Here is a 13,464-nt window from a genome sequence, read left to right on the forward strand (position 1 = left end):
CCGCAGTGCGTCGGCGGCCGGGGCCAACGCGTCGACCAGCGTCTTGTCACCGGGCGCCGCGTCCCCGACGCGGCGGATGGCGGCCAGGCCCTCGGCGGCGCCCTCGGCGAGCGCGCCCGTCGTCAGCTCCGGTCCGGACCCGGCGGCCCGGCCCAACGCCTGGAACAGCAGGCCGAAAAGCGGACCGCTGGTCCCGCCGACCTCGTCGAGGAAGGCGGTGGCCAGGGCGCCGAGGTGCTCACCGGGGCCCGCCGACGGCGCCAACCGGTCGAGCAGCGGTCCGGCGGCCCGGACCCCGGCGGTGAGATTGGCGCCGAAGTCGCCGTCGCCCGCCTGCTGGTCCAGCTCCGTCAACTCGGCCTCCGTCGCGTGGACCGAGTCCGCGAAGTGCCCCGCCCACTCACGGGTGCGTGTGCCGTCCAGAGCGTCGCTCGTCATGGGCCCTCCTCTTCGTACGTCCGTCCCGCAAGGGGCGGCCGGTCACCACCGCAGTGCCGGGGTGTGCACGGGTGCGTCGTAGAAGTCCAGGGCGGCCCGGTCGGCGACCATCAGCGTGAGGGAGAAACCCCGCATGTCCAGCGCCGTCACGTATTCGCCCACCAGGTGGCGCGCGAGCCGCACCCCTCCGGCGTCGAGCACCCGCCCCAACTCGCCGAACACCGCGTAGAGTTCGAGCGAGGTGACCGAGCCCAGCCCGTTGACGAGAGCGACGACGGACTCCTCGGGTCCGGGCCGCAACGCGTCGAGCAGCGACCCCGTCATCTCCTCCACCAACGCGCCCAGGGGGCGCTGCTCCCGGGTGCGGGCGGCGCGCTCTCCGTGGATCCCGACGCCGTACTCCAGTTCACCGGGCGGCAGTTGGAACGCGGGCTCGCCGGTGGCGGGCGCGTGGTGCGCGGCCGAGGCGACGGCGAGGGTGCGGCACCGGCCCGCGAGGGCCGTGCCCAGCTCCACCAGCTCGTCGAGCCCCATCCCCGTGTCGGCGGCGGCGCCCAGGACCTTCTCCAGCAGCACCGTGGCGCCCGTGCCGCGTCGTCCGGCGGCGATGTCCGCCGAGTCGGTGGCGAGGTCGTCGTCCACGAGGACCCGCGCACAGGCGATCCCCGCGTCGACGAGGCGCTCGGCCGCGATGCCGAAGTTGATCCGGTCGCCGGTGTAGTTCTTCACGATGTGCAGCACGCCCCCGGATCCGGCCACCGCGCGCGAGGCCCGGAAGATCTGCCGGTTGTGCGGCGAGGCGAACACCCTCCCCGGGCAGGCGGCGTCGAGCATGCCCGCGCCCACGAACCCCGCGTGCAGCGGCTCGTGCCCGGACCCGCCACCCGACAGCAGCCCCACCCGCCGCGTGGACGCGGTGTGCCGAGCGGTGACGAAACCTTCCACCGCGTCATACCGGACCAGCTCCGCGTGCGCCCGGGCGAAGCCGGACAGCGCGTCCGCCACAAGTTCACCGGCGCCGTTCTCGAAGTACCTGGCCATAAGCCGTACCCATCCCGTCCCTGGCGGTGAGGCCGTACGAGCCGGCCCGGACGATTATCCCATGATGCGGGTAACGGTATGCGTGCGGCAACTCGCAGAGCGTGGCACGGGCTCGCGAGGTGATGGGGCCGCTTCCGGAGGCGCTGACCTCTACCAGGAAAACTCCGGACATATCGCTTGCACTCTTGCGCGCAACTCCGTAATTACGTAATCTCGTCTCATGGACTTGGAGGCGCGTGTCACCGCGCTCGAACGACGCCTGGCCGAGCTGGTGGAGGCGGCGCCCGCCGCGCCCCCCGTCGCGGAGGGCGACTTCTGGGCGCTCGACGCGCTGAAGGCGCGGCACCCGGTGACGGAGGAGGCGGACGGCGCCGTGCTGTTCACGGGCGCGGTGCGCGTACCGACCGGTCACCGTTACGAATGGCAGTACGGGCTGCTGACCGAGACGGTGCTGGACGACGACTGGCCGGAGGCGGCCGCGTCATTCGCCGCGCTCGGCCACCCCGTGCGGCTGACGCTGCTGCGTGAGGTCCTGGGCGGCCTGCGCACCGCGGCCGAACTGGCCGCGCTCGACGGCGTCGGGACGACCGGCCAGGTCTACCACCATCTGCGTCAGCTGACGGGTGCGGGCTGGCTGCACTCCCCGGAGCGCGGCCGCTACGAGATACCGCCGGGGCGGGTCGTGCCGCTCCTCGTGGTGCTCACCGCCGCACGCCCCGCCACCTGACCGATGGCATGCACCGATGACGTACGCCGATTACGTATTACGAGCAAGGGGGAAGGCATGTTCGCGGACCGGTGGAAGATCGCCGCGAAGGTCCAGTACGCGCTGTGGGTGATCTTCTTGATCCAAGTTGCCGTCGGGCTCTTCGTGAAGCTGCCGTACAACTACTGGCTGAGCTGGCTCCCGGCGCTCGGCGCTCTGGGAATCGGCCTGGTGACAGGCCGCTCCGCCCGCCACCGGATCACGAACCGGCCTCCGTCGCCCGTGGCGGTGGCCCCGCCGGTCACCGGTCGCTGGTCCGCGGTCAACAGCCCGGCCGACAAGGTCCCGAGCCACGGAACGCACGGCCTGGCGCAGACCTACGCCATCGACATCGTGGCCGAGCCGGCGGACGGCCCCGCCCGCCCCACCCCCGTCTGGTTCTGGCCCGTCGCCCGGCGCAGCCGTGACTACCCCGCCTTCGGCGCCCCCTTGTACGCGGTCGCCGGCGCGACCGTCGTGCACGCGGAGGACGGCCAGCGCGACCACCTGAGCCGCAGTTCGCTCGCCGGGGTCCTGTACTTCTGGCTGGTCGAGGGGGTGTTCAGGACCGTAGGCGGCAGCCGTCGCGTCGTGGGCAACCACATCGTCCTGGACCTGGGCGGCGGAACGTACGCCATGTACGCGCACGTCCAGCAGGGTTCCCTGCGCGTCCGGCCGGGCGACGAGGTCGAGCCCGGCCGCCTGCTCGGCCGCTGCGGCAACTCGGGCAACTCCACCGAGCCCCATGTGCACTTCCAGCTGATGGACGGACCCGATCCGGAGACGGCGCGCGGCATCCCGTTCACCTGGCACGGAGTCGGCGTGCCGGGCGGCGGTGCGACGTTCACCGTCGACGCGGACGCCATGGTGCCGGTGCGGCCTCAGGACGCCTGACCGGGACCACCGGCCATCGGACTGCCCCTTCACGAGCGCGTGGTGTCCCAGTGGTGACCGCCGCCGCCCCGGGAGCTCATCGCCGGCCGGACGACGGGCCGCGACGACGGGCCGGTCCCGCCGGCCGCGGTGCCGGGGATGGGTGCGCGGCTCTCGTCCGGCTACCACCGGTGCGGGCGGCGGGTGGCGGCGAGGAGTGCCGCCACCACCGCGACCATCGCCAGGGCGATCGCGAAGTGGGCCGCCCAGGCGCCTGCCGCGGTGGGGCCGCCCCAGGCGTGGGCGGGGTCCTCGCCCGCCGTCGCCAGCGGATACAGCAGGCCGCGGGTGAGGAGAAGGATCGTGGAGGGGGCGGCCAGCGCGAAAGCGAGGGCGTTCGCCGGGAGGCCGCGGAAGGCCCGGCCGACGACGGTGCGAAAGCGGTCCGGTGCGGGCGTAAGGGCCGCGCTCGCCGAGGACGTGTCCGGGCCGCCGAGGACCGCGAGGCGTCGCTGAAGCCGGCCGGCGCCGGACGCGTTGCCGGTGACGGCCAGTACCACCGCCAGAACGGTGACGGGCAGGGCCAGCAGCGCATGGGCCAGCAGCAGGGCCGCCCGCCGCGGCAGCGGACGGCGTGCGGGGAGGGCGTCGGGCGCGAGCGTCATGGGAAGTCCCTTCTCCGGTTCGGTGCGATGGCCGAACCGTAGGGACACGGCCGCGCCGACCGCGTCATACCGGGGAGCCAACCCGGCCGTCGGACCTCAGTAGCACGCCCTTGCGGCGAGCGTCCTCCGGCGGCAGGCTTCGGCATTCCGGAAAGCGGCAACTCCACGTAAAATCAAGGCCCTTGATGGCGCGAGAGAATCAGGAGCCCGGGTGGAGCCTCTCCTTCTGCTGGTGTGCGTCGCGGTCCTGTACTGGCTGTTCCTGAAGCTCCGGACAGCCGTTCACAGGCGAAGGCTCCCCGCCCTGTCCATCAGCACGGACAGGCTGGACCTCTACCAGAAGCAGGCGTTCCAGGAGATCTGCCGCAGGTCGCCGAGCCTGGGCGCCCGGGTAAGCCTGGGGTCTTACTTCGCCGAGCGGAACTGGAACCGCGCCGACGCCCTGCTCGTCCTCGCGGAACCCGTCAAGCACGGACTCCTGCGCGTCGAGGGCTGGAGGTTCGGCTCGTACGCCCTCACCCGCAAGGGATGGCGCGAGTACCGGAAGCACTTCATGTGGACAGGGAGCAGTGATGAATCGATGCATATAACGGCCTCCGAGGGCGGCTTCGCGGCCGTCAACGTCAACAGTCCCCACGGCGTCGCCCAGAGCAGTGGGCGGGACAGTAGTGCCGACCTGTCCGGCATCTCGTACCATCAGCTGGCGACCGCGCTCCGGGCGGACTCGGAGGGCGCCACGCCCGAGGAGGCGGTCAGGGCGCGGGAGTACGCGGAGGACCTGTCGGACGCGGCCGGAGCGCAGGACACCGACCGCGCCAACCGGGTGCTCGGCCGGATCAACGCCCTCCTCGCCACCGCGACCTCCGCCTTCGACCTGACCAGGAACCTGCTTCCGCCCGGCAGCTGAGCCCGGGACCGACGGGCTCGGCTGCCGGGGCGGGCATCAGGCGGGTTCCTCGACGGGGTGTTCCTCGACGCTGCGGGAGTCGGTGAGGCTCAGCGCGCCGCCGGCCGCGACCAGGCCGACGACGACGGCGAGCAGCGCGTAGGTGATCCGTTCGCCGTGGAAGAACGACGCGACGAGATCGCCGCTCCACACCCCGGCGGGGAGCGACGTGGTGACCAGGGCGGCGATCAGCGTGCCGACCACGGCGGTGCCGACGCTGGAACCGACCTCCTGGGCGGTGTCGTTCAGTGCGGCGGCGATCGAGGTGCGGTTCTCGGGCATCGCGTCCACGAGGGCCACCGCGCAGATCGTCATCACGGTGCGCAGCCCCACGGTCATGAGCACCATGCACGCCGCGATGACGGCGTACCCGTGCTCGACGCCCCAGGCGAGACCGGCGAGCGAACCCGCCAGGCAGGCCGCGCCCACCAGGCAGGCGATGCGGTGGCCGAAGCGGCGGGCGAGCCACTCGGACAGCGGGGTGGCCATGAGCATCGTCACGATGATGGGCAGGTTGGCCAGACCGGCCCGGACCGGGCTCCATCCGTACGCGTACTGGAAGTGCAGGATCAGCCCGAACATCACACTGGCCATCGCGATGGAGGTTCCGATCTGCGCGAGGGCGGCCCCCCGCACCGTGCCGTTCGAGAAGACCCGGAGATCCAGCATGGGCGCCGCGCTGCGCCGCTCGTGCCGGACGAAGGCGCACGCGGCCGCGACCGCCCCCACGACCGACGCGAGGGTGATTCCGGAGAGCCAGCCGTGCTCGACACCGCTGGTCAGCGAGTAGCAGGCGAGCCCGATGGCGGCGACACTCAGCAGCGCGCCCGGCACGTCGAGCCGGTCCTTGGTCAGGTCCTCGGGGCGGTCGGCCGGTACGCCGAGCCGGACACCGACGCACGCGATCAGCGCGATCGGGGCGTTGACGAGCAGCAGCCACTCCCACCGCACATGCGCCAGCGCCGTACCGCCGAGCAGCGGGCCGAGGACGAAGCCGGACATGCCCACGATGATCATGACGGTCATCGCGCGCATGCGCAGGGCCTTGTCGTCGAACAGGCGGAAGACCAGGGAGTTCGTGATCGGAGCCATCGCGGCGGCGGCCACGCCGAGCGCGGCGCGCAGGGCGATCAGCTCGCCCGCGGTGGAGACGAGGGCGACGCACAGGCTGAGCGCCCCGAACACGGTGAGCCCGATGAGCAGCACCCGTCGACGGCCGAGCCGGTCCGCCATCGATCCGGCGGTCAGCAGAAGGCCGCCGAACGTCAGCGAGTACGCACCGGTGACCCACTGCAACGCGGTCGTGCCGCTGCCCAGGTCGCGGCCGATCGTGGGCAGGGCGATCGACAGGAGGGTGTTGTCGACCATCTCGACGAAGAAGGCCAGGCACAGGGCGGCGAGGGGTATCCACGCCGCGCGCAGCGAGGGATAGGAGAGGGACCCGTTTCCGGGTGGGGCGGTAGTCATGGCGCGGTCCTTTCGATCGAACGTCGTTCGGCTATCGAACGCCGTACGATGCGTTACGATAGAACAGCGTTCGATGAGATGCAAAGAGCGAGAGGGAGAAGCCATGGCACAGCAGCGGCGCCGGTCCGAGGGGGGACGCCGCCGGGCTTCGCACTCGATGGAGTCCGTGCTGACCGAGGCGGTGGCCCTGCTGGACGAGGCGGGCGCGCCCGCGCTGACGTTCCGCGCGCTCGCCCAGCGCCTGGGCGGCGGCGTCGCCAGCATCTACTGGTATGTCGCGAGCAAGGACGAACTGCTCGACCGCGCCACCGACCATGTAATGGGTACGGTGCTCGCCGAGATCGAGAAGCTCCCGGGTGGCGACGACCCCATCGACGACCTGCGCGCGATGGCCGTGACGCTGTTCGACGCGGTCGTGGAGAGGCCCTGGCTCGGCGCGTACTTCATGCGCAACACCGATGTGCAGAGCAATTCCCTGCGCGTGTACGAGAAGCTGGGCCGGCAGACGCTCCGCCTGGAACTCGACGCGCGCCAGCGGTTCCACGCCGTTTCCGCCGTCATCGGCGTCGTCGTCGGCTCCGCCGTCGACATGGGCCAGGAACCGCCGGAGGAGATTCTCGACGGCGCCGTGGACCGAGAGGAATACCTCGGCCGGTTCGCCACGGCCTGGCGGGGGCTCGATCCGGAGGACTACCCCTTCGTTCACGAGATCGTCGACGAGTTCGACGGCCATGACGACACGGATCAGTTCCGCTCCGCGCTGGACCTGACCCTGGCGGGCCTGCGTCTGCAGGCCGGAGCGTAAGGCTCTCGGGTCAGTGGCCCTCGCGGCGCCGGGCGTCGAACCGGCGCAGCACCCGCACCACGCGCCAGATCCCGGCCGCCGCTCCGAGCAGCGCACCTGCGGTCAGCGTGCGTTCCCGCGCCGGGCCGGTGACGTCGAACGCCAGGGAGAGGGCGAGGGCCGCCCCGAAGACGGCTGCCCCCAGCGCGGCGGCCGTCACCAGAGCGAAGACGATCTCCACCGTCATCGCGTCCTTCTCCCACCGCGACTCACGCCCCATGTCCATGGCGCAAGTCTCACATGGCGGTCAGCCCTTGCCGCCGGATCGTCCGTGATCCGGCGGCAAGGGCTGACCGCGTGGGCGTGCGGGAGGCTCAGCCCGCCGCCCTCCGGACGAGCGCGGTGATCTGCTCCTCGGCGGCGGCGGTCAGCTCGGTCAGGGCGTACGCGGCCGGCCACATCACGCCGTCGTCCAGCGCGGCCTGGTCGCTGAAGCCCAGCGTCGCGTACCTCGACGTGAACTTCTCCGCGCTCTGGAAGTGACAGACGACCTTGCCGTCCCTGGCGTACGCGGGCATGCCGTACCAGAGCTTCGGGGCCAGCTCAGGAGCCGTCTCTCTGATGATCTTGTGGATGCGCTCGGCGAGGGCCCGGTCGGCGTCCCGCATCTCGGCGATCTTCGCGAGGACGTCCTGCTCCGCCGCCGCCTCCTTCTCGGCCCGGGACGCGCCGCGCCGCGAAGCCGCCTTCTTCTCCTCGCGTGCGTGGTCCTTCATCGCGGCCCGCTCCTCGGCGGTGAATCCGCTGTAGTTCTCGGAGGAGTCCGACATCGACATGGCTGGGGTTCCTTTCGTACGGGACAGAGTGAAGAGGGTGTGCGGGTCAGGCGCGGCCGGCGGAGGAGGTGGGCTCCCAGGCGAAGCCGTCCGGGCCGGTGAAGGCGCCGGCCGTGCTGCCGAGGACGATCCGGTGGGAGCCGGCCGCCCCGTCCGGGACGCCGAGGTCCTTGGCGAGGGACCCGCGCTTGTACGGGGCCGGCTTGACGGTGGCGGGGCCGGACACGGCCGGCGCCAGGGTGGAACCACGGAATCCGGAGTCCTGGGCCTCGCGGGCCCGCAGCTGGATGTGCGTGTCCCCACCGAAGGCGGTGCGGAAGCGGCGGGCCGCCGCGACATCGCCCCTCTCGAGGGTGACGGAGGAGAGCGGGGCGGCGGGCTCGGTGTCAGCGGTGGTTTCCATGAACTTCACGTGAGGGGCCGGGCAGGTCCCGGAGCTTCCTGATTCCTGACCGCTCTCGCGACCTGCCGCGCCAGACAGGCCGGCAGCCCCTCGACGCCGGGTGCCACCGCCGCGCCGACGGCCGTGTCCGTGGTGGCGGCCGCGTCCTCCGTGAGGCGGCGGAAGCGCTCCGGCGTCAGGCCGATGAGCTCGGTGAAGCGGGTGGTGAATATCCCCGGCGTCGCGCAGCCGACCGCCGCGCCGACGGCGCCGATGCCGAGACCGCCCCGCAGCAGCAGCGTCGCGCGGTCCACGCGACGCGCTGTCAGATAGGCGTACGGGGACTGCCCGTAGACGGTCCGGAACTGCCGGCTGAGGCAGCCGGGGGCCATGTCCGCACCGCGTGCGAGTGCCAGCACGTCCAGCGGCGCGGTGTGCGTCCGGTCGATCAGGTCGCGGACGCGCCGCAGGCGTGCCAGGGCGGCCGGGCGCCGTGCCGCGGTGAGCGCGGGCTTCCCGGGGATCCCTGGTGTGGGTGAGATGTCCATGTCGAGCAGGCTAGGTACGCCCCGATGGCCCGTGCTTCTCGATTCCTGACGAGCTGGGCGGGACGCGTCCTCGGACGGTCTGCCGCTTCCTGGGCGCGGTTGCCGCGCACGTTCATCGACGCGTCAGGCTGCCCCGCGACGACGGTGGTACGCGTACGCGAGGGCGAGCACGATCGGGCCCCACAGCATCACCGGACTGATGCACACGCGTGCCAGCGCCATCCACCAGCCGTTGCTGAAGCCGACCTCATGGAACCCGAACAGGCCGAACCAGGCCAGGGGCATGGTGTCCCACAGGGCCACCAGTCCCAGCCCGCCCAGCGTCGCCGGGACGGTCGCGGCGAGCGGTGGGACGCGTCGGCCACCGATGACGGGCACCCGGTCGGGAACCCGCTCGCCCCACCCGCTGACCAGGCCCATGCAGAGCAACGCCAGCGCTTCGGTGAACACGCTCAGTCCGAGGACATAGGCCGGGGACCACCAGGGCTCGGGTTCCTTCGGCAGGCCCACCATCCCCATGGTGAAGCCGAAGGCGAACGGCAGCCGCCACAGGCAGTGCGGCAGGACGACGAACGGAAGGGCCCGCGCGAGCCGCAGCGCCCAGGGCGGGACCGGGCGTTCGGTGGCACTCGAGGAGAAGTTGATCGGCATGCCTCCACCGTCACCCGACGCCGGCGACGAAGCGTCCACTCCAGGGACGATCATGCTCCTCCGCACGGGGGAGCCACCCGCTGCCCGCATCAGCGGATGGTCGGAGCGACCGGGGCGCCGAGACCGGCCGTGGCGTCAGGGCACCGGAACGCGGATGACGGGATGGAACGGGCGCTTGACGTATCCGCTGCGGACGTTGCGGCAGGTCGGCGCCTCGCACATGAAGAACTCGTCCACCTTCGTGCGCCCCGTTCTCTCCTTCAGCCAGGTCTTCTCGTCGTCCGTGAGAGGCCGGTGCATCTCGTCGGAATCGCACGTATAGCAGAACAAGGTCTGAGGCTTCATGTGATCTCCCAGAAGTTCCGGATGAACCGGTCATCGACAGTAAGGAAGACCACCGCTGTTCCGGAAGACTCCATTCGGCCGATCAGGGCGAAGGCGTCGCGGACCAGGGGAGAAGCGGCTGCTCCGGTCCGTACCGCCGCCGTTGACAGCGCGTCGCACCCCTCCCATTATGGGAGCGCTCCCACAGGTAACGCCCCCTCGCCGCAACGGACTTCGCGTGTCCGGCGCGGCATTCTCGCCCCCATTCCGCCCGTGCCGCCGAGATCCCAGGGAGGATCCCCCATGGCGCCAACGCACAGACCCGCACACGGCTTCCGCCCCCTCGCACGTGCCGCCGCCGTCCTGGCCGCCTCGCTCGCCGTGCTGGCCTCACTGACCGGTGCGGCCCCCGCCGCACCGCGGGCCGCCGCCGACACGGACGCCGACGTGCGGGTGAACGCCCAGGCGGCGCTGGGCACGCTGACCGGCGCCGCCCGCGGGGTCAACACCGCCATCTGGGACTCGCACATGAACGACCCCGAGGTGGCGGACCTGATGAAGGCGGCCGATGTCGGGGCGATGCGCTACCCGGGGGGTTCGTACGCGGACATCTACCACTGGGAGACGCACACCGCGCCCGGTGGATACGTCGCACCGGGCACCGGCTTCGATGCCTTCATGGGCTCCGTCCGCGCAACCGGGGCGCAGCCGATCCTCATCGCCAACTACGGCTCCGGCACCCCGGAGGAGGCGGCCGGCTGGGTCAGGTACGCGAACGTCACCAAGAAGTACGGGGCGGAGTACTGGGAGATCGGCAACGAGATCTACGGCAACGGCCACTACGGCAGCGGCTGGGAGAACGACGAGCACGAGGACAAGAGCCCGCAGGAGTACGCGCGTGAGGTGCGCGCCTACGCGGCGGCGATGAAGGCCGTCGACCCCACGGTCAAGATCGGCGCGGTCCTCACCAGCCCGGGGGAGTGGCCGGACGGAGTGGTCGGTGACGGCGATTCCGGCGACTGGAACCACACCGTGCTCCCGGCGGTGGCCGACGTCGTCGACTTCGTCAGCGTCCACTGGTACGCGGGCGGAGCGGACACCACCGCCGACGCCGCCATGTCCCGGCTCGCCAAGCTGCCCGGTGAACTCCGGGAGGTGCGCAACCAGATCGACCGGGTCGCCGGAGCGCACGCACCGGACATCAAGATCGCGCTCACCGAGATCAACACCAACACCGGCGGCGCCCGGCTCACCGCCCGCCCCAACGGACTCTTCGCCGCCGACGCGTTCATGACGGCGCTGGAGAACGGCGTGTTCAACGTCGACTGGTGGAACACCCACAACGGCGCGGGGGCGATCACCACCGTCGACGGCGAGACCGACTACGGCGACATGGGCATGCTGTCCAGCGGCGCCTGCACCGGTGACGTCTGCGAACCGGCGCCCAACACGCCGTTCCACCCGTACTACGGGATGAAGATGACCGCCGAACTGGGCACCGCGGGCGACACCATGGTCGCCGCCGAGTCCTCCGCGCAGGACGTCTCGGCGCACGCCGTGCTCCGCGACGACGGGCGGCTGAGTGTCATGCTCGTCAACAAGAACCCGGACGCCGCACGGACCGTCGCCCTCGACTACGCGGGCTTCACCCCGTCCGCGACCGCGCCGGAGGTCAGCCGCTACGCGCGCGGCGACAGCGACATCACCCAGGTCACCGACGGCGACGCGTCCGCCTCCCGGGTCACCGTGCCCCCGTACGCACTGCTCACCATGACCCTCGAACCGAAGACCGGGACCGGACCGGCCGCTTCGGCCGCGAGCACCCCCGGCACCCCGCGCCTGGAGGCGGTCACCGACACCACCGCGCGCCTCACCTGGGACGGGTCGACGGGCGCGACCCGGTACCTGGTCCAGGAGCGCGACGGCGCCCACACCCTCCTGGTCGGCGAGACCACCGGCACCTCCGTCACCCTGCGGAACCTGCCCCCGGGCAGCAGCCACACGGTCAACGTGCTGGCGGCGGACTCGGCGGGGCGGCTCTCGGGCGCCTCATCGCCGCTGACCTTCAGCACCGGCACCCCCGAGGACGCGGTCTGCTCGGTGACGTACCACCGTGACTCCAGCTGGGGCAACGGCTTCGTGACCACGGTGACCGTGCGGAACCTGTCGGGCACGCCGATCACGGGCTGGACGGTCGACTGGGACTGGCCGACCACGGGCCAGTCCGTGGACTCCGGCTGGAACGCCACGTTCCACCAGACCGGTTCCCATGTGCGGGTCACCGCTCCGGACGGCTCGGGCGCGCTGGCTCCGGACGGCGGGTCGACCGCCTCCTTCGGGTTCGTCGGCGCCAACGACGGCCCCAACCCCGACCCGGCCGTCTTCCGCCTGAACGGCGCGGTCTGCTCGGGCGGCTGACGCCCACGCGAGGGGAGCCTCCTCCGGCCCGGGGGCTCCCCGCACGTCACCCGGTCCGCGTATGCGTGGCTCCTCGCATCGGCCCGCGGAACGTGGTCCGCTGGACCGAATGACCGTGCCGGGGCGAGGAGCAGCATGACCGACGAGCACCGCCGGCCCACGGACGCCGTCGTCGTCGGGGCGGGCCTGGCCGGACTGGCCTGCGCGCTGGACCTCTGCCGTTCCGGCCTGAAGGTGGCCCTCCTGGAGGCGTCCGACTCGGTGGGCGGCCGGATGCGCACGGACCGCCGGGACGGATTCCTGCTCGACCGCGGCTTCCAGGTGTTCAACACCTCCTACCCGCAGGTGAAGCGCCGCCTGGACCTGCGGAGCCTGCGCCTGCGGCCGTTCACCGCGGGCATCATCGCGCACACCCGGACAGGTCCCGTCCGCCTCGCCGACCCGACGCGCGAACAGGGTGCGGTGGGGGCGCTGCTGCCGGGCCGGGCCCTCTCCGCCCGCGACCTGGGCGCACTGGCGGCACTCACGGCACGGGACGCGGTCCTCCCCGCTTCCTCCGTCAGGCGCCGCCGCGACGAAACCACCTCGTCGGCGCTGTTCCGGGCCGGTCTGTCGGACGACGTCATCACCGACGTGCTCCGGCCGTTCCTGGCAGGGGTGTTCCTGGAGGACGGCCTGGAAACCTCCGCCCGGTTCTTCCACCTGGTGTGGCGGAGCATGGTGCGCGGGACGCTGTGCCTGCCCGCGCGGGGCATCGGCGCCGTACCCCACCAGCTCGCCCAGGGCCTCCCCGACGGTGTCCTCAGGCTCGGCGCCGCCGTCGCGGGGATCACCGACACCGGGGCCGCCCTGGAGGACGGAAGCGAAGTGCCCGCGAGCGTCGTCGTGGTGGCGACGGAACCGGCGGCCGCCGCCCGCCTGCTGCCGGACCTCGCCGTGCCGGACACGCGCACCGTCACCACGTACTACCACGCCACCGACCGCACACCGCTCGCCGAACCGACCCTGCTCGTGGACAGCACCGGACCGGTCCTGAACACCTGCGTACTCAGCGAGGTCGCCCCCACGTACGCGCCGCCCGGCACCGCGCTGATCTCCACCTCCGTCCTGGGCACCGACCTCCCGGGCCGCGCCCAGGCGGTGCTGCGGCGCCTGGCCGACCTGTACGCCACCGACACCGGCGGCTGGACGCAGATCGCCGCCCGCACGGTCGAGGGCGCCCTGCCGGCCATGCGCCCGCCCTGGCAGCTCAGCCGCACCACCCGCGTCCGCCCGGGCCGGTACGTGTGCGGGGACCACCGGGCCACCGGCTCCGTCCAGGGCGCGCTCGCCTCGGGCACCCGGGC

At 72.2% G+C, this 13,464-nt stretch carries 16 protein-coding genes; 6 read left to right on the top strand and 10 right to left on the bottom strand.

Translation table 11 applies throughout. The features are described from left to right. Positions 1-438: DAK2 domain-containing protein (locus tag G3I41_RS10940; protein WP_164400007.1), on the bottom strand; the 438-nt coding region annotated here is incomplete at its 3' end. 42 nt (positions 439-480) lie between these two features. Next, a complete protein-coding gene (locus G3I41_RS10945) occupies positions 481-1,479 on the bottom strand; it encodes a dihydroxyacetone kinase subunit DhaK (RefSeq protein WP_164400008.1) in 999 nt (332 codons plus the stop codon). A gap of 220 nt (positions 1,480-1,699) precedes the next feature. Here G3I41_RS10945 and G3I41_RS10950 point away from each other — a divergent pair, with 220 nt between their 5' ends. Then, positions 1,700-2,206: a helix-turn-helix domain-containing protein gene (locus tag G3I41_RS10950; protein ID WP_164400009.1), complete on the top strand. Its 507-nt coding sequence runs from the start codon at positions 1,700-1,702 to the stop codon at positions 2,204-2,206. Positions 2,207-2,263: 57 nt separating this feature from the next. Beyond that, entirely contained in the window at positions 2,264-3,118 is an 855-nt protein-coding gene (locus tag G3I41_RS10955) for a M23 family metallopeptidase (RefSeq protein WP_164400010.1), read from the top strand. Positions 3,119-3,279: 161 nt separating this feature from the next. Here G3I41_RS10955 and G3I41_RS10960 read toward each other — a convergent pair whose 3' ends face one another. Next, entirely contained in the window at positions 3,280-3,762 is a 483-nt protein-coding gene (locus G3I41_RS10960; protein ID WP_164400011.1) for a hypothetical protein, read from the bottom strand. A gap of 211 nt (positions 3,763-3,973) precedes the next feature. Here G3I41_RS10960 and G3I41_RS10965 point away from each other — a divergent pair, with 211 nt between their 5' ends. Next, on the top strand, positions 3,974-4,669 hold the full coding sequence (locus tag G3I41_RS10965) for a hypothetical protein (RefSeq protein ID WP_164400012.1): 696 nt from the start codon (positions 3,974-3,976) through the stop codon (positions 4,667-4,669). A 36-nt stretch (positions 4,670-4,705) separates the two neighbouring features. Here the strand turns inward: G3I41_RS10965 and G3I41_RS10970 are convergent, their stop codons facing one another. Continuing rightward, the gene (locus G3I41_RS10970) at positions 4,706-6,175 is read right to left on the bottom strand and encodes an MFS transporter (RefSeq protein ID WP_164400013.1); all 1,470 of its coding nucleotides are present in this window, start codon (positions 6,173-6,175) and stop codon (positions 4,706-4,708) included. Positions 6,176-6,332: 157 nt separating this feature from the next. Here G3I41_RS10970 and G3I41_RS10975 point away from each other — a divergent pair, with 157 nt between their 5' ends. Further along, the gene (locus G3I41_RS10975) at positions 6,333-6,980 is read left to right on the top strand and encodes a TetR/AcrR family transcriptional regulator (RefSeq protein ID WP_164400022.1); all 648 of its coding nucleotides are present in this window, start codon (positions 6,333-6,335) and stop codon (positions 6,978-6,980) included. A gap of 10 nt (positions 6,981-6,990) precedes the next feature. Here the strand turns inward: G3I41_RS10975 and G3I41_RS10980 are convergent, their stop codons facing one another. The 6 genes from G3I41_RS10980 to G3I41_RS11005 form a co-directional block, all read right to left on the bottom strand. Then, on the bottom strand, positions 6,991-7,245 hold the full coding sequence (locus G3I41_RS10980; protein WP_164400014.1) for a DUF6332 family protein: 255 nt from the start codon (positions 7,243-7,245) through the stop codon (positions 6,991-6,993). 88 nt (positions 7,246-7,333) lie between these two features. Then, positions 7,334-7,795, bottom strand: coding sequence for a DUF1801 domain-containing protein (locus tag G3I41_RS10985; RefSeq protein WP_164400015.1), 462 nt, complete (start codon positions 7,793-7,795; stop codon positions 7,334-7,336). Between the two features lie 46 nt (positions 7,796-7,841). Beyond that, a complete protein-coding gene (locus G3I41_RS10990) occupies positions 7,842-8,198 on the bottom strand; it encodes a hypothetical protein (RefSeq protein WP_203600710.1) in 357 nt (118 codons plus the stop codon). A 5-nt stretch (positions 8,199-8,203) separates the two neighbouring features. Continuing rightward, complete coding sequence (locus G3I41_RS10995; protein WP_164400017.1) at positions 8,204-8,725, bottom strand: AraC family transcriptional regulator; 522 nt, start codon at positions 8,723-8,725, stop codon at positions 8,204-8,206. Positions 8,726-8,848: 123 nt separating this feature from the next. Beyond that, on the bottom strand, positions 8,849-9,376 hold the full coding sequence (locus G3I41_RS11000) for a hypothetical protein (RefSeq protein ID WP_164400018.1): 528 nt from the start codon (positions 9,374-9,376) through the stop codon (positions 8,849-8,851). 135 nt (positions 9,377-9,511) lie between these two features. Next, positions 9,512-9,721: a hypothetical protein gene (locus tag G3I41_RS11005; RefSeq protein WP_164400019.1), complete on the bottom strand. Its 210-nt coding sequence runs from the start codon at positions 9,719-9,721 to the stop codon at positions 9,512-9,514. Positions 9,722-10,003: 282 nt separating this feature from the next. Between G3I41_RS11005 and G3I41_RS11010 the strand changes: the two genes are divergently transcribed. Both G3I41_RS11010 and G3I41_RS11015 read left to right on the top strand, forming a co-directional pair. Next, positions 10,004-12,118, top strand: a complete 2,115-nt coding sequence (locus tag G3I41_RS11010; protein ID WP_164400020.1) for a cellulose binding domain-containing protein — start codon at positions 10,004-10,006, stop codon at positions 12,116-12,118. Between the two features lie 135 nt (positions 12,119-12,253). Then, positions 12,254-13,464, top strand: a 1,211-nt coding sequence (locus G3I41_RS11015) for an NAD(P)/FAD-dependent oxidoreductase (RefSeq protein WP_164400021.1), incomplete at its 3' end; no start/stop codon positions are given.

This window comes from Streptomyces sp. SID9727 (assembly GCF_010550605.1).
Classification (GTDB): Bacteria; Actinomycetota; Actinomycetes; order Streptomycetales; family Streptomycetaceae; genus Streptomyces.